This is a genomic window from Clavibacter sp. CT19, from assembly GCF_027858075.1.
In the GTDB taxonomy this organism is placed as follows: domain Bacteria; phylum Actinomycetota; class Actinomycetes; order Actinomycetales; family Microbacteriaceae; genus Clavibacter; species Clavibacter tessellarius_A.
Map to the genome: position 1 here is coordinate 201145 of NZ_JAQHYR010000006.1, position 14973 is coordinate 216117.

The window sequence follows — 14973 nt, forward strand, 5'->3', positions numbered from 1 at the left end:
TCTGCGAGCACTCGCAGTAGCAGCAGCTCCGGATGCAGACTGTCCTCGTAAGCGTGGTACTTCACGATGCCTTGCACGAAGTACACCCGCCCTGGGTTGGTCTGAGCGTCCATTCGTAAAAACAGTACAGAGAACGCGTGGCGGCTCGGCGAGTACGCGAGTTCGTTCCAGGTGTAGACGGTATCAGCGAAACGTATCCTCTCGCTATTCGCCAGGTCAGGGTCAGCATCTATGGCTTGCGCGAATTGGATCAGTCCAGCCGCCGTGTTAATCGGGTAGCCGTATTCATAATGCGTGCGTGTGCGCCCAGTGCGTTCGCCTGTATTTGTCGGTGTCTGTATATGCGGGACAAGCAACCCAGTCAGGCGATGAATGTGGCGCCGAGACGTTCGATCGATGCGTTGGGCGCCAGAGCGTCCTGGAATCCGTTCGTGAGCAAGGGACACGTCGTGAGTCGATTCGTCCCGGATGACGAAGGACCCACTCACGGGCTCTCCGATACCGTTGCGAAATCGTGTGTACGGGCGTCGGTGCGAGCTGTAGATGACGGGGCAACCGACAACGACGCACTCCCACGGGCCCTGCCGCAGCTCTTCCTCGACCTCGTTCGCGTCCCACACATCGCCGGTCTCGCCGTGGCGCGCGAACCGCTGGGCAGACTGTTGAACCATCGATCCTCCCCTGTAGCTCGTGCCGGCCGAGCCCTGGTGGCCCACAAACTACAGCGGGAATGTGGCGCGACCAGCCGAAGGCGAACGCGTGTCCCTCGCGGTCGGATTAGCGGGCGATGTTCTGCGGGAGGGTGGTCAGGGCGCGAAGTAGAGGTGCGCGTGGGCGGCGCAGCCGGGGTTGAAGGCGGCCCGGCAGGTTGGGCAGGAGTCCGCCGCGAGGTACTCGGGCACGGTCATGGTCGCGCGGCAGACGCCGCAGAGGGCCGCCGGTAGATGCTGCTCGGCCCGGGGGATCACCGCGAGCGGGTGGTCCGCGACCGCCGCGTGGCACAGGTGGCAGGGGTACCAGGCGTCGCAGCAGGGGGCACGGAGGGCGACGACGTCGAGCTCCGAGCCGTAGTGGATGCAGCGGGTCTTGGCGTCGATCGCCGGGCCGCGCACGATGATGGCGGCCGGCGCGGGGGCGTGACCGGTCGGGCCGGTCACGTGCGCATCCCCGGCGGATGGCCGGATCGGGGTGTGACCGGCCGAGGGGGTCACACGTCCGGCGACGGGCAGGGGAGCGGCGCCAGCCGCATCGGAACCGGTCATGCCGGACTCGGCGTCACGCGTCCGGCAGCGCCGTCGCGGCGTCGACGAGGGTGAGCTCGGGGCTGTCGCGCTCGATCGCCTTGAGGCGCCACGGCGTCGTGATCAGGGCGATGTGCGTGCCGTCGGAGCGCACGAGCACCTCGACGCCGATCGTCTTCGCGAGGGCCGGCGCGGAGGCGGCGTCGGTGATCCGGGCCACCTGGTACTCGAGCGGCTCCATGCGCAGGGGCGCGCGGAACTCGTTCGTCATGCGCTCGACGACGACCTCGAACTGCATGGGGCCGACCGCGCCGAGGACGGGGGCCTGGTCGCCGCGGAGGTCGGAGCGCATCACCTGGATGACGCCCTCGTGGTCGAGCTGCTCGATGCCCTTGCGGAACTGCTTGTGCGTGCTGGTGTCCTTCGAGCGGACCACGCGGAAGAGCTCGGGGGCGAACTGCGGCAGGCGCGGGAACGTGACGGGGGCGCCGTCGAAGAGCGTGTCGCCCACGCGGATGTTCGAGGCGTTCACGAGGCCGACCACATCGCCCGGGTACGCGTCGTCGACCGTGGAACGCTCGCGGCCGAACAGCTGCTGCGCGTACTTGGTGACGAACGGGCGGCCGGTCTGGGCGTGCGTGACCGTCATGCCGCGGTGGAAGACGCCCGAGCAGATCCGCATGAAGGCGAGGCGGTCGCGGTGCGCGGTGTTCATGCCCGACTGCACCTTGAACACGAAGCCGGAGAAGTCCTCCTCGACGGGACGGGTGCGGTCCTTCTCGTCGGGCCGCGGCTGGGCGGCGGGCGCGATGGCGTCGAGCGCGTCGAGGATGTGGGTCACCCCGAAGTTGAGCACCGCGGCCGCGAAGAGCACGGGCGTGGTGCGGCGGGCGAGGAACGACTCCTCGTCGTGGTCCTGGCCCTCCTCGTGCAGGAGCTCGCTCTCCTCGACGGCGTCGGTCCAGGCGGATCCGGCCGCGGCCAGCGCCTCCTCCGGCGACATGCGCGTCTCGGGGGCGATGCTCGCGCCGCCGGCCGTGCGGGTGAAGTGCACGCACTCGCCGGTGGAACGGTCGACGACGCCGAAGAACGCGCCGGACTCGCCGACCGGCCAGGTGAGGGGGGTGGGGAGGAGGCCGGTGCGCTCCTTGATCTCGTCCATGAGGTCGAGCGGCTCGCGGCCCGGGCGGTCCCACTTGTTGATGACCGTGATGATCGGGATGCGGCGCTGGCGGCACACCTCGAACAGCTTCATGGTCTGGGTCTCGAGGCCGCGGGAGGCGTCGACGAGCATGATCGCGGCGTCCACAGCGGAGAGCACGCGGTAGGTGTCCTCGGAGAAGTCGGCGTGGCCGGGGGTGTCGACGACGTTCATGACGGTGTCGCGGTGGGTGAACTGGATCGCCGCGGAGCTCACCGAGATCCCGCGCTCCTTCTCCATGTCCATCCAGTCGGAGACCGTGGACTTGCGGCCCTGCTTGCCGTGCACGGCACCCGCGGATCCGATGGCGTGCGCGTGCAGCAGCAGCGCCTCGGTGAGCGTGGACTTGCCCGCGTCGGGGTGGGAGATGACGGCGAAGGTGCGACGGCGGGACGCCTCGCGCAGCACGGGGGAGGCGGAGGCCGAGGCGGGCGCGCGGGGAGGGGTGATGGTCGACACCTCCCCATGGTACGAGGCCGTCGCGTGAGGGTCGTCGCCCCGAGCGCCAGGGCCCCGGTGATCAGCGCGCGCGGAGGCGGTCGAGGAACTCGTCGGCCATCGCGAGGTGCTCGGCGAGGCGGCGTCGGCGCTCCTCGGCGTCGGCGATGAAGGCCGCGAGGTCGGCGCGGAGGGTCGCGGTGTCGTCGTCGGGGCCGGCGGCGTCGAGGGCATCGGTGACCTCGAGCAGGCGCATCATCTCCTCGAGCGAGAAGCCGAGCGGCTTCATCCGGCGGATGAGGAGGAGGCGCTCGAGGTCGTCGGCCGTGTAGAGGCGGAAGCCGCCGTCGGAGCGGCCGGACGGACGCAGCAGCCCGGTCTCGTCGTAGTGGCGGAGCGTGCGGTGCGACAGGCCGGTGCGCTCGGCGAGCTCGCCGATCTGCATGGTCGCGGGACCTGCGGTGCGCGCCATGCGGGCCTCCAGACGGGCTCCGCCCTCGGCGGGACGGATGGGACGTGGTGCGGCCGGGTGACCGCATCGCTCCATTCTCCCCGATCGCGGGGGCGGGCAGACGCCCCCGTCCGGGGCTGCTGTCCGGCTGCTGTCCGGGGTCGGCGGCCGGCGCAGCGCCCGTCGCGCTCGCACCGGCGGCGCGCCCGCGCGCGGGATGGCGCCGGTCGCCGCTCGTAGGATCGAGCGCATGAGGATCGCGTTCGTCTCGCTGCACACGTCGCCGATCCAGACCCCCAGCACCGGCGACGCGGGCGGGCTCAACGTCTACCTCCTCGAGCTCGCGCGCAGCCTCGGGCGGCAGGGGCACGAGGTGCGGCTGATCACGCGCGCGACCGGCCCCGGACCCTCCGCGCCCGTCCCCGTCGCGCCGGGCGTCGAGCTGCTGTCGCTCGTGGCCGGACCCGCGGGCCCGCTCGCGAAGGAGGACCTGCCCGGGATCACGGCGGCCTTCGCGGACGAGCTGGCCGCGCTGCCGCGCGCCGACGTCGTGCACTCCCACTACTGGCTGTCGGCCGTCGCGGCGCTGCCGGTCGCGCGGGCGTGGGGCGTCCCGCACGCGCTCACGCTGCACTCGGTCTCCGCCGGCAAGAACCGGCGCCTGGTGGCCGGCGACACCCCCGAGCCGGCCTCGCGACTCGCGGAGGAGGCGCGGCTGGTGCGCGCATCGGACCTGGTGGTCGCGTCGGCGGAGTCGGAGAAGCGGCTGCTCGTGGAGGCGTACGGCGCGGATCCCGCTGCCGTGCACGTCGTCGCGCCGGGTGTGGAGGAGGCGTTCCTGCGCGAGCCGTCGGTGCGCGGCGGCGCCGGGCGGGCGCGGATCGTGCTGCTCGGGCGGATCCAGCCGCTCAAGGGGCAGGACGTGGCACTCCGGGCGCTCGCCCTGATGGACCCGGCGACGCGTCCGCTCCTCGTGCTCGCCGGCGGCGTCTCGCCCGGCCGCGACGCGTACGCGGCGAGCCTGCACGCCCTCGTGCGCTCGCTGGGGCTCGACGGCGACGTGGTGTTCGCGGGGCCGCTCAACCGCGCCGCGACCGCCCGGACGCTCGCGAGCGCGCATCTCGCGCTGATGCCGTCGGCCGCCGAGACCTTCGGGCTGGTCGCGCTCGAGGCGGCCGCCTGCGGCACGCCCGTGGTCGCATCGCGCACCGAGGGGCTCGTCGACTCCGTGCGCGAGGGCGTGAGCGGCGTGTTCGTGGAGACGCGGGATCCGGCCGACTGGGCCCGCGCCATCGAGGGCCTCCTGGCGGACCGGGCGGGCCTCGCCCGGCTCTCCGCCTCGGCGCGCGCGCACGCGGCCGGGCGCACCTGGGATGTCGCCGCGGCGGATGTGGCGGGGGAGTACCGGGCGCTCGTCGCGGGTCGGGCGGTGCGCGCGAGCTGAGGCGGTGCGCGCGGGCTGAGGCGGTGCGCGCGGGCTGAGGCGGAGGCTGCCGCCCCGTCGCCACGTGCTCAGCGGTCGGGTCGTGGGAGCAGGGCCTCCGCGTCCCGCGCCAGGTCCTCCGCGGCGCGCTCGAGCCAGCGGACGGCATGCGCCCGGGCGTCGGCGCCGGATCCGGCCAGGTCGGTGAGCGACCGGACGGCGCGGAACCCGTCGGTCGGGGCGGCGACCGCTCCGGCGACGAGGACCGCGGCCGTGCCGTGCGCGACCGCGAGGTCGAGCACCCGGGACGGCACCTTGCCGGTGCGGGACTGCGCGTCGAAGCGGCCCTCGCCCGTGACCACCACGTCGGCTCCGGCGATGCGCGGGGCCAGCCCGATCGCGTCGGCCACGCCCGCGGATCCCGACGCCGCGTCCGCACCCCAGGCCAGGAGGCCGGCCGCGGTGCCCCCGGCCGCTCCGGATCCCGGCGTCGCGGGATCCACGCCGAGCAGCAGGGCGAGGTGGGCGAGCCCGGCGTCGAGGAGGCGCACGTCGTCCGGGGTCGCGCCCTTCTGCGGGCCGTAGACCGCGGCCGCGCCCGATGGCCCCGTCAGCGGCGCGCGCACGTCGCCGAGGATCCGCGCCCCGCCGGACGGGAGCGCCCGGAGCCCCGCGAGGTCCGCCGCGGCGATCCCGGCGAGGGCTCCGCCGCCGTCGCCCGCCGCCGAGCCGTCGGCCCGCGGGAACCGGGCTCCCAGCTCCCGGAGCGCGCCCACCCCGCCGTCGGTCGACGAGCTGCCGCCGAGCGCGAGGAGGAGGCGGGGGACGCCCGCGTCGAGGGCCGCGCGGATCGCCTGGCCGAAGCCGCGGGTGTGGGCGGTCAGCGGGCGGCGCGGATCCAGCAGCGTGATGCCGCTCGTCGACGCGACCTCCACCACCCCCGTGCCGTCGGGCAGCCGCAGCCAGTGCGCGTCGACGGGACGGTCGTCGGGACCCGTGACCCGCACCGGCACGCGGCGGGCGCCGGGCACGGCGGCCGCGAGCACGTCGAGCGTGCCCTGTCCGCCGTCGGCCATGGGCGCGAGGGCCACGTCGTCGCCCGGCCGCGCGCGGAGCCAGCCGCGGCGGAGCGCCTCGGCGGCCTCGACGGCGGTGGCGGATCCGGTGAGCGAGTCGGGCGCCATGACGACGCGCAGCGGGCGGGGAGCGGCGGTGCTCATGGGGCCAGTCTGCCGGGCGGCGCGGCTCCCGGGCGGCCGCCGGGTGGCGGGACGGCTCGGCTCCTCGCGCGAGGCGACTGCCGGACGCCCGCCGCCGCGCGGGGATCAGCTCGGCGCGACGCCCGCCCGGTGCGCGAGCAGCGCGGCCCCCACGAGACCCGCGTCGTTGCCGCGGCTCGCGGCGATGACCTCGGTGTCGAGATGCAGGAACCCCTCGAAGCGCGCGAACTCGTGCGCGGCCGCCCCGCCCACCACGATGAGGTCGGGCGACATGATCGACTCGATGTGGCGGTAGTACCGCTCGAGCCGCGCCGCCCACGCCTCGAACGTGATGCCCTCGCGGCGAACGGCGGAGAACGCGGCCTGCATCTCGTAGTCGCCGCCGTCGATGTGCACGTGGCCGAGCTCGCTGTTCGGGATCAGCTTCCCGTCGTGCAGAAGCGCCGTGCCGATCCCGGTGCCGAGCGTCGTGAGGATCACGAGCCCGCCGCGCCCCTGCAGAACGCCGTACTCGAGCTCGGCGACGCCGGCCGCGTCCGCGTCGTTCACCGTGAGGACGTCGATGCCGCTGCGCTCGCGGATCGCGGTGCGCGCGTCCATGCCGAGCCAGCGGTCGGAGATGTGGGCCGAGGAGCGGACGATCCCGTCCCGCACGATGCCGGGCACGCCGACCCCCACGGGCAGGTCCTCGTCGGGCGTGAGCTCGAGCACGATCTCAGCGATCACGTCCGCGATGTCCTCCGGCTCGCCCCCCACGGGCTTGCCGACCGTCATGCGCTCGGTGAGGCGGATCCCCGTGGTGACGTCGACGATGCCGGCCTTGAGCGTGGTCCCGCCGATGTCGATGCCGAGCGCCAGCCGGTCGCGTCGCGCGAGCGCGGCGGCCGCCCCCTCGGGCGCGGCGACGAGGGCGCGGTCGACGGGGATGAAGCCGGCGGTCGGGCGGCCGCCGTCGGAGGCGGGCCGCGGCGCGGTCTCGGGCTGGGGCACGGCGGGGCCTCTCGGTTGCGTGGTGCTTTCTGCGTGGTGCGTGGTGCGTGGTGCCTGTCGAGCCGCGGTTCCGGCCCGTGGTGCGGATCCGCCGTCCCGGAGCGGTGTCCGTGCGGACCCGCTCCGCGGACCCGCTCCGCGGATCCGGGCCACCGGCAGACGGGCCGGCGACGGTCAGAACGCGCGGTTCGCGTAGACGATCCCGCTGGCCACGCCCACGGCGCACACGACCGCGAGCCCGACGACCGCGCCGACCGCCACGGCGGCCAGACGGGGCAGGGGACTCGTCACCCACCGAGCCTAGGCCAGCCCGACGGGAGCGTCGCCGCGGGCCCGCGGCCGAGCATCCGCCCAGGAACCCACCGGGTAGGCTGGCCCGGATGGAGAGAGAGGGTGCCGTGTCCCAGGACGAGCTGACGTTCCGGGCGGCGTACTGGCCCGTGCTGCTCCTCCGAGCACTGCCCGCCCTCGCGCTCGCCGCGTTCATCACCTTCTCCAGCGACCACTCGCCGGCCCTCGGCCTCGTGGCGTTCGGCATCTTCGCGATCCTCTCCGGCCTGATCACCGCGGGCCTCGGTGCCCGCGCCCTCCGCGGTCCCGCCGCGCGCTTGCGCACCAACGCCATCGCCCAGGGCGCGCTCACGGTCGTGGCCGGCGTCGCCGCCCTGCTCGCGCGCGACGGCGGCGTGCTCGTCCTCCTCTACGTCGTGAGCGTCTGGGCCGTCGTCACCGGCTTCCTCGAGCTCGTCGCCGGCCTGCGCTCGCGCGGTCGCGTACCGGGCGCCACCGACGCCATCACCACCGGCGCGCTCACCGTCGTCCTCGCCGTCGCCTTCCTGCTCGTCCCGCCGGACCTCGTCGTCCCGTACGGCGGCGTGGAGCAGCGCGAGGGCCAGCTCACCGCCCCGGTCGTGGCCGTCGGCCTGCTGGGCGCCTATGCGGCGATCGTCGGGGTCTTCCTGGTCATCGCCGCCCTGAGCATGAAATGGGGCACCTCCACGCCCGCCGCGACCTCCGCGGCGGACGCCCCCCGGACCACCGAGAGCGCGAGCTGACCGTGACTTCCAACATCCGCAAGGACCGCATGCGCCCCGCCGAGCTGCTGGGCATCGCGGCGGCGCTCGCCGCGTTCGTCGGGCTCATCGTCGCGCTCAGCACCCGGCCGGGCGACGCGCAGTCGTGGACGGTCGTGGTCGTCTTCACCGGCGTCGCGTTCATCGGCGCCCTCGTGATGCTCGCCATGCTCGCCCTGTCGTTCAAGCCGAACCGCGACGAGCTGCAGGACATGGACGACCAGGACCACCCGGACCGGCCGACGCGCCACTGATCGCCCGGATCGCATCCCGGTCGATCCGCTCCGGCACGCTCCGCTCCGGCACGCTCCGCTCTGGAGCGCTCCGCTCTGGAGCGCTCCGCGCCGGCTCGATCCGCTCCGCCGACGTGCATCGGGACCCGTGCCGCGACGCGGGTCCCGGCGTCCCTAATCAGAGGATGTGGTCGACCAGCTGCGACGCCAGCCCCGCGTAGCCGCCCGGGGTCAGCTCGAGCAGACGCGCCTTGGCGGCGTCGCCGATGTCGAGGCCGGACACGAACGCCCGCATCTCGTCGCGCCCGACCCGCTTGCCGCGCGTGAGCTCCTTGAGCACCGCGTACGGGTCGCTGATGGAGCTGCGGCCGGCGACGATCTCCGCCCGGATGACCGTCTGGATCGCCTCGCCGAGGATCTCCCAGTTCGCGTCGAGGTCGGCCGCGAGCAGCGCCCGGTCGACGTCGATCTCGAGGAGCCCGCGCCCGATGTTGTCGAGCGCGAGCAGCGAGTGCCCGAGCGCCACGCCCACGTTGCGCTGCGTCGTGGAGTCGGTGAGGTCGCGCTGCAGCCGCGAGGTGACGAGGGTCGACGCGAGCGAGTCGAGCAGCGCGTCCGACAGCTCGAGGTTGGCCTCGGCGTTCTCGAACCGGATGGGGTTGATCTTGTGCGGCATGGTGGACGAGCCGGTGGCCCCCGCCTGCGGGATCTGCCGGAAGTAGCCCATGGAGATGTAGGTCCACACGTCGGTGCAGAGGTTGTGCAGCACCCGGTTCACGTGGGCGATGCGCGTGTAGAGCTCCGCCTGCCAGTCGTGCGACTCGATCTGCGTGGTGAGCGGGTTCCACACGAGGCCCAGACCCGTGACGAAGGCCCGCGACTCGGCGGGCCAGTCGACGTGGGCGTCGGCGGCGAGGTGCGCCGCGAACGTGCCGGTGGCGCCGCTGAACTTGCCCAGCACCTCGACGTCCTCCACGTCGGCCCGGAGGCGCTCGAGCCGGTGCACGAACACCGCGAGCTCCTTGCCGAGCGTGGTGGGCGTGGCGGGCTGGCCGTGCGTGCGGGAGAGCATCGCGTCGTCGCGGAAGAGGAGGGCCCGCTCGCGCAGCGCGCCGATGACGGCGACGAGCTTCGGCAGCCACACCTCGCGCACGGCGCGGTCGATGACGAGCGCGTAGGAGAGGTTGTTGATGTCCTCGCTCGTGCACGCGAAGTGGGTGAGCTCCGCCACGTGGCCGAGGCCGAGCTCCGCGAGGCGGTCGCGCACGAAGTACTCGACGGCCTTCACATCGTGACGGGTGACCGCCTCGACGCGGGCGAGCGCGTCGATCTGCTCCTGGCCGAACTCCGCGACGACCCGGCGCAGCGCTGCCTTCTGCTCGTCCGAGAACGGGGAGGAGGAGAGGAGCGACCGGTCGGTGAGGTGGATGAGCCACTCGATCTCGACGTGGATGCGCGCCCGGTTGAGGCCCGCCTCCGAGAGGTGCTCGCCGAGCTCGGTGACGACGGGGGCGTAGCGGCCGTCGAGGGGGCTCAGCACCTGCGGGGGCAACGGGCTCATGCGGACGATCTCCTAGCTGGGGGGACGGATGCCGGGCTCCACCTGCGCGAGGAGGGCCCGGGAGGCACGACCTATCATGTCAAGGACCTGGTCGAACCTCGCGGCGTCGGAGTAGTACGGGTCGGGGACGTCCCGCAGGTGGGCCTGTGGAGGATCGAACGACAGCAGCAGGTGCACCTTCGCGCGGTCCGCCTCCGTGCGGGCCCACTGGCGCAGGATCCGCTCCTGGCCGCGATCGAACACCACCACGAGGTCGAGCTCCGGCAGCGACCCGGGGTCGAACTGCTTGGCCCGGTGGGCCGATCCCGACAGCCCCTTCCGCTCCAGCGCGGCGAGGGTGCGGGCGTCCGCCTGCTCGCCCACGTGCCAGTCGCCCGTGCCCGCGCTGGTGACGGAGACGAGGTCGGCGTACCCGGCCCGCTGGGCGAGGTCGCGGAACACGACCTCCGCCATCGGGGAGCGGCAGATGTTGCCGGTGCAGACGAAGGCGATCCGGAAGACGGGTGGAGCCGTCGGATCCGGAGAGGCGGGGGCTCCCATGCGGCCATTCTGTCGGCTGCGCCCCCTCCCCACATCCCCCGGGGCCCGTTCGTCCCCGGGTGGCAGGCACGCGTGCGGTCCCGCGCGCCGATCGCGGGAGGATGCGCGCCTCACGGAGAGAGGAGACGAGGTGCGACAGGACGCGGTCGGAGGGGGTGCGCACGAGCAGCCGGCTGCGCTCGGCGGGAGCCCGAGCGGGCCGGCTGGCGGCACGCCGGGTCAGCTGCGCGCCGAGGCGCTCGGGCGTGCGCACGCCCTGCGGGCGCTGGCGGAGGAGGTGGAGCGCACGAGCCGCGACATCGCCGTCTGCCGGGACGACCCCTCCTGGTCCGGGATGGCGCACGACGCGTTCGTCGTCTCCCTCGACCGGCTCGCCGGCGAGGTCCGCCTGGCGGCCGGGCTCCTGCACGATGCGCACCCCGCGCCGGGATCCGCCCCCGGCTGCCCGGTGACCCCGCGATGACGGACCTCACCGTCACGACCGGCGGCACCACCACGGTCGTCGCCACCGACGACCTCCTGCACATGGCGGCCCTCCTCGCCGGCGCCGCGCGTCGCCTGCAGGAGCACACGCAGGCCCTCGCGCTCCCTCCGCTCGTCTCCGACGTCACGGGCGTCCACGACGCGGCGCTCGACCTCCCGCGCCGGCTCCTGTCCTCGGCGGCGCAGGATGCGCACGGGCTGGCCGGCGACCTGCGCCGCGCGGCAGCCGAGTACGCGGACGGGGAGCGGGACGCCGACCGCTGCGTGCGATCCGCGTCGCCCGAGAGCACCGGGGGAGCCGCGGACGACGGGGGCGGGCTCGGGGAGCTGGCCGCCGAGACGGGCCGGTCGTGGGGCGACCTCCTCCGGCTGGTGGGCATCGTCGCCCCGCTCGTCTCGCACCCCGACGGGCCCGGCCGTCTGCTCCTCCCCTCCATCCTCCGCGGGGCGGTGTCGGACGTGGCGGCCGCGGCCGCCCGGTCCCTGCCCGACCGACCTCCCGGCGACGACGGCACGCGGGAGGCGACGTCGGCACTGATGCTGCTGCTCGGCGCCGTGGGCATCCTGCACGACGGTCCGGCGGTCGTCCGCGCCCGGCCCGTCGCGCCGCGGCCCGCCCCGACGACCTTCCAGGAGCTGACCGACCGCATCCCGGATCCCGTGCCCGGTGCCGCGCAGATGCGCATCGAGGCGTATCGCGCACCCGACGGGGGCCGCCGCTTCGTCGCGTACCTGGGCGGCATGCAGACGCTCCTCCCCGGGTCCGTGCCGGACGACTTCGGTCCGTCCTCCGCCGTCGCGGCGCTCGCCACCGAGCGCGGCTCCGCGGTCCGCGCGGCGGAGGAGGCGCTCCGCGACGCAGGCGCGTCCGCGACCGACGAGGTCTACGTCGTCGGCTACTCGCAGGGTGGGATCCTCGCCCGGTCGGTCGGCGACGACCCCGCGTTCCACGTCACGCACGAGCTCACCCTCGGCTCCCCGGTGGGCCAGCTGCCGCTCCGGCAGGGCATCGGCGGCGTGGCGGTCGAGCACACCGACGATCCCGTGCCGCCGCTCGGCGGCGCGCGCTCGTCCGCGGGCGCGGGCGGCGACGACGTCGTGGTGCGGGCCCCGGCGGCGCTCGGTGCCGAGCGGGCGGATCCGCTCTCGGCGCATCAGCTGCCGACGTACCGCGCCACGGCCGCGGAGATGGACGCCTCGCGCTCGCCGCAGCTCGTCCGGGAGCGTGGCGAGCTCCGGCGCTTCCTCGACGGCGCCACGCCGATCTCCGCCCACCTCTACCGCGCCGAGCGGGTTCCGGAGGCGTCGTCGTCGGCCGCGGGAGCCGTCCGCCCGGAGCGGGCGCGATGAGCCGCGGGTCAGACCCGGGTCACGGGACGCAGCACGAGGCCCACCAGCCAGCTGAAGAACGCCATCAGCAGCGCTCCGAGCACGCCCCACCAGAAGCCGTCGACGGTCAGGCCGAAGCCGAGCCCGCCCGAGATCGCCCCCACGAGGAGGAAGAGCAGGCCGTTCACGACGAGCGCGATGAGCCCGAGCGTCAGGATGTACAGCGGGAACGCGACGATCCGGATGGCCGTGCCGATCACGCCGTTCACGACGCCGAAGATCGCGCCGAGCAGCAGGTACGTCAGCACGGTGGCCGTCGCGTCGCCCGGCTCGTAGGCCGTCACGGTCGTGCCGGAGACGAGGAGCGTGGTGAGCCAGAGCGCGACCGCGTTGACGACCACGCGCACGAGGAATCGGGACATGCCCCGATCCTCGCAGACGGCCGCGGGACGGGCCATGATCGGGCGCACGAGGCGACCGTAGGATCGTCCGGTGACCTCCGACCCCGCAGCCCCCGCCCCGCCCGACGGCGAGGCGGCGCCCGTCCGGCTCCGTCCGGCCATCGCCGCCATGGTCGCCTACCGCCAGGGCAAGCCCGCCGGCGAGGACGACTTCAAGCTCTCGAGCAACGAGAACCCGTTCGACCCGCTGCCCTCGGTGCTCGCGCGCATCGACGGGGTCCGGGACGTGAACCGCTACCCGGATGCGGGCGCGACCCTGCTGCGCACGGCGCTCGCCGAGCGCTTCGGCGTCACGGTCGACCACGTGCACGCGGGCGCGGGCTCGGTGGCCATCCTCTCGCAGCTCATCACGGCGGCCGCGGGCCCGGGCGACGAGGTCGTGCACGCCTGGCGCTCCTTCGAGGCGTACCCCACGCTCATCACGGTCGCCGGCGCCACGGGCGTGCCGGTGCCGAACCTGCCCGACCACTCGCACGACGTCGACGGCATGATCGCCGCCCTCACCGACCGCACGCGCGTCGTCATCGTCTGCACGCCGAACAATCCCACGGGCACGCTGGTGACGCGCGCGGACCTGGAGCGCCTGCTGGCCGCCGTCCCGCGCGACGTGCTCGTGCTCCTCGACGAGGCCTACGGGGAGTTCGTCGCGGCGGAGCATGCCCTCGACGGCATGTCCCTCCTCGCCGAGCACCCGAACCTCGTCGTCCTCCGCACCTTCTCCAAGGCGTACGGCCTCGCGGGCCTGCGCATCGGCTACGCGGTGGGGCACCCGCGGATCCTCGACGCGGCGCGCTCGGCCGCCATCCCGCTGTCGGTCACGGGCCACGCGCAGCACGCGGCGCTCGCGTCGCTCGAGCACGAGGACGAGCTCCTGGAGCGCGTCGCCGTGCTCGCCCGCGACCGCGACGAGGCCTGGCGCGCGCTCGTCGAGCAGGGCTGGGAGGTCCCGCGGCCGCACGGCAACTTCGTCTGGCTGGCGACCGGCGCCGAGACCGCGGAGGTCGAGGCGCAGCTCGCCGCCGCGGGGCTCGTGGTGCGCGCCTTCGCCGACGAGGGCATCCGCGTCACGATCGGCGAGCCCGCCTCTGTCCGGAAGCTACTGAACGCGTCGGCGGGAATTGTCCGGGGGCTGCCGGAGGGCCACCCGGCGCGCCGGTAGGTTGGGACGATGCCGGAAAGCGATGTGACGGTCCAGCTCCTGACCCCCGCGGGCGAGCTCGCACCGAGCGACTCCGCCGAGGAGTTCCTCCCGTACTTCGAGCGACTCACGGAGGACGACCATCGCGGCTTCCTCCGCGACATGCGCCTCACGCGGGCGTTCGACCTCGAGGCCACCAACCTGCAGCGCCAGGGCCACCTCGGCCTCTGGGCGCCGAGCACGGGCCAGGAGGCGGCGCAGGTCGGATCCGGCCGCGCCACCCGCCCGCAGGACCACGTGTTCCCCGCCTACCGCGAGCACGGCGTGGCCCTCATCCGCGGCATCGACCCGGTCGACATCGTCCGCCTCATGCGCGGGGTCACGCACGGCGGATGGGACCCGGCTGCGGGCAACTTCCACCTCTACACGCTGGTCATCGGCTCGCAGGCGCTGCACGCCACGGGCTACGCGATGGGCGTCGCGTTCGACGGCGACGTGGCGACCGGCGACCCGGATCGCGACACGGCCGTCATCGCCTACTACGGCGACGGCGCCACCAGCCAGGGCGACGTGAGCGAGGCGTTCGTCTTCGCCGCCAGCTTCCAGACCCCGCAGGTCTTCTTCCTGCAGAACAACCACTGGGCGATCTCGGTGCCGGTCACCACGCAGTCGCGCACGCCCCTCTACCTCCGCTCGCGCGGCTTCGGCGTGCCGAGCACGCAGGTCGACGGCAACGACGTCTTCGCGAGCTACGCCGTCACGGCCAAGCACCTCGACGACGCGCGCACCGGCGGCGGCCCCTCCTTCATCGAGGCGCTCACCTACCGCGTGGGCGCGCACACCTCCAGCGACGACCCCACGAAGTACCGCACCGACGAGGAGCTGCAGGGCTGGGTCGCCAAGGACCCGATCGCGCGCCTCGAGGCCTACCTGCGGAACCAGGGCGCGCCGCAGTCGCTGTTCGACGGGATCGACGAGGAGGCCAAGGACCTCGCCGCCGACGTCCGCCGCCGCACCATCGAGCTCACCGGCCCGCCGCTCGCGGGCATCTTCGACCACGTCTACTCGGATCCGCACCCCGTCACCGCGGAGCAGCGCGAGTGGCTCGAGCGCTACGAGGCCTCGCTGGGAGGGACCCGATGACAGACACCATCGACCGCGCCGAGGCGACCGCGGGGGCCGCGGGAGCTG

At 74.2% G+C, this 14973-nt stretch carries 15 protein-coding genes; 7 read left to right on the forward strand and 8 right to left on the reverse strand.

Going from position 1 to position 14973, the window contains the following annotated elements:
• Positions 1-806 precede the first annotated feature (806 nt).
• From PED38_RS09285 to PED38_RS09295, 3 genes are all read right to left on the reverse strand, one after another.
• Positions 807-1157, reverse strand: coding sequence for a CHY zinc finger protein (locus PED38_RS09285; protein ID WP_270980954.1), 351 nt, complete (start codon positions 1155-1157; stop codon positions 807-809).
• A gap of 118 nt (positions 1158-1275) precedes the next feature.
• Complete coding sequence (locus PED38_RS09290; RefSeq protein WP_270980955.1) at positions 1276-2901, reverse strand: peptide chain release factor 3; 1626 nt, start codon at positions 2899-2901, stop codon at positions 1276-1278.
• Positions 2902-2962: 61 nt separating this feature from the next.
• Positions 2963-3352 (reverse strand): MerR family transcriptional regulator, encoded by a 390-nt coding sequence (locus PED38_RS09295; protein WP_063070937.1) that lies wholly within the window; start codon positions 3350-3352, stop codon positions 2963-2965.
• Between the two features lie 229 nt (positions 3353-3581).
• On the opposite strand from PED38_RS09295, the gene PED38_RS09300 reads away from it, so the two are divergent.
• The gene (locus tag PED38_RS09300; protein ID WP_270980956.1) at positions 3582-4775 is read left to right on the forward strand and encodes a glycosyltransferase; all 1194 of its coding nucleotides are present in this window, start codon (positions 3582-3584) and stop codon (positions 4773-4775) included.
• Between the two features lie 68 nt (positions 4776-4843).
• Here PED38_RS09300 and PED38_RS09305 read toward each other — a convergent pair whose 3' ends face one another.
• Positions 4844-5974 carry a glycerate kinase gene (locus tag PED38_RS09305; protein WP_270980957.1) on the reverse strand — a complete coding sequence of 377 codons (1131 nt, stop codon included), beginning with the start codon at positions 5972-5974 and terminating at the stop codon, positions 4844-4846.
• 105 nt (positions 5975-6079) lie between these two features.
• On the reverse strand, positions 6080-6964 hold the full coding sequence (ppgK, locus tag PED38_RS09310; protein ID WP_081234859.1) for a polyphosphate--glucose phosphotransferase: 885 nt from the start codon (positions 6962-6964) through the stop codon (positions 6080-6082).
• Positions 6965-7344: 380 nt separating this feature from the next.
• Here ppgK and PED38_RS09315 point away from each other — a divergent pair, with 380 nt between their 5' ends.
• A complete protein-coding gene (locus tag PED38_RS09315; protein WP_270980958.1) occupies positions 7345-8019 on the forward strand; it encodes a DUF308 domain-containing protein in 675 nt (224 codons plus the stop codon).
• Between the two features lie 2 nt (positions 8020-8021).
• The gene (locus PED38_RS09320) at positions 8022-8291 is read left to right on the forward strand and encodes a hypothetical protein (protein WP_063070941.1); all 270 of its coding nucleotides are present in this window, start codon (positions 8022-8024) and stop codon (positions 8289-8291) included.
• A 157-nt stretch (positions 8292-8448) separates the two neighbouring features.
• On the opposite strand, the gene purB is transcribed toward PED38_RS09320, so the two are convergent.
• Both purB and PED38_RS09330 read right to left on the reverse strand, forming a co-directional pair.
• The gene (gene purB / locus PED38_RS09325; protein ID WP_063070942.1) at positions 8449-9831 is read right to left on the reverse strand and encodes an adenylosuccinate lyase; all 1383 of its coding nucleotides are present in this window, start codon (positions 9829-9831) and stop codon (positions 8449-8451) included.
• A 12-nt stretch (positions 9832-9843) separates the two neighbouring features.
• Positions 9844-10371, reverse strand: coding sequence for a low molecular weight protein-tyrosine-phosphatase (locus PED38_RS09330; RefSeq protein ID WP_063070943.1), 528 nt, complete (start codon positions 10369-10371; stop codon positions 9844-9846).
• A 130-nt stretch (positions 10372-10501) separates the two neighbouring features.
• Here PED38_RS09330 and PED38_RS09335 point away from each other — a divergent pair, with 130 nt between their 5' ends.
• Together PED38_RS09335 and PED38_RS09340 are read left to right on the forward strand one after the other, a co-directional pair.
• Positions 10502-10834 carry a hypothetical protein gene (locus tag PED38_RS09335; RefSeq protein ID WP_063070944.1) on the forward strand — a complete coding sequence of 111 codons (333 nt, stop codon included), beginning with the start codon at positions 10502-10504 and terminating at the stop codon, positions 10832-10834.
• Positions 10831-12204: a hypothetical protein gene (locus PED38_RS09340; RefSeq protein ID WP_270980959.1), complete on the forward strand. Its 1374-nt coding sequence runs from the start codon at positions 10831-10833 to the stop codon at positions 12202-12204. Before PED38_RS09335 ends, PED38_RS09340 begins: the two co-directional genes overlap by 4 nt.
• Before the next feature lie 8 nt (positions 12205-12212).
• Here the strand turns inward: PED38_RS09340 and PED38_RS09345 are convergent, their stop codons facing one another.
• Complete coding sequence (locus tag PED38_RS09345; protein ID WP_063071035.1) at positions 12213-12605, reverse strand: phage holin family protein; 393 nt, start codon at positions 12603-12605, stop codon at positions 12213-12215.
• A 70-nt stretch (positions 12606-12675) separates the two neighbouring features.
• On the opposite strand from PED38_RS09345, the gene PED38_RS09350 reads away from it, so the two are divergent.
• Together PED38_RS09350 and PED38_RS09355 are read left to right on the forward strand one after the other, a co-directional pair.
• On the forward strand, positions 12676-13803 hold the full coding sequence (locus PED38_RS09350; RefSeq protein WP_081234861.1) for a pyridoxal phosphate-dependent aminotransferase: 1128 nt from the start codon (positions 12676-12678) through the stop codon (positions 13801-13803).
• 9 nt (positions 13804-13812) lie between these two features.
• On the forward strand, positions 13813-14925 hold the full coding sequence (locus PED38_RS09355) for a thiamine pyrophosphate-dependent dehydrogenase E1 component subunit alpha (protein ID WP_063070946.1): 1113 nt from the start codon (positions 13813-13815) through the stop codon (positions 14923-14925).
• The last annotated feature ends 48 nt before the right edge of the window (positions 14926-14973 follow it).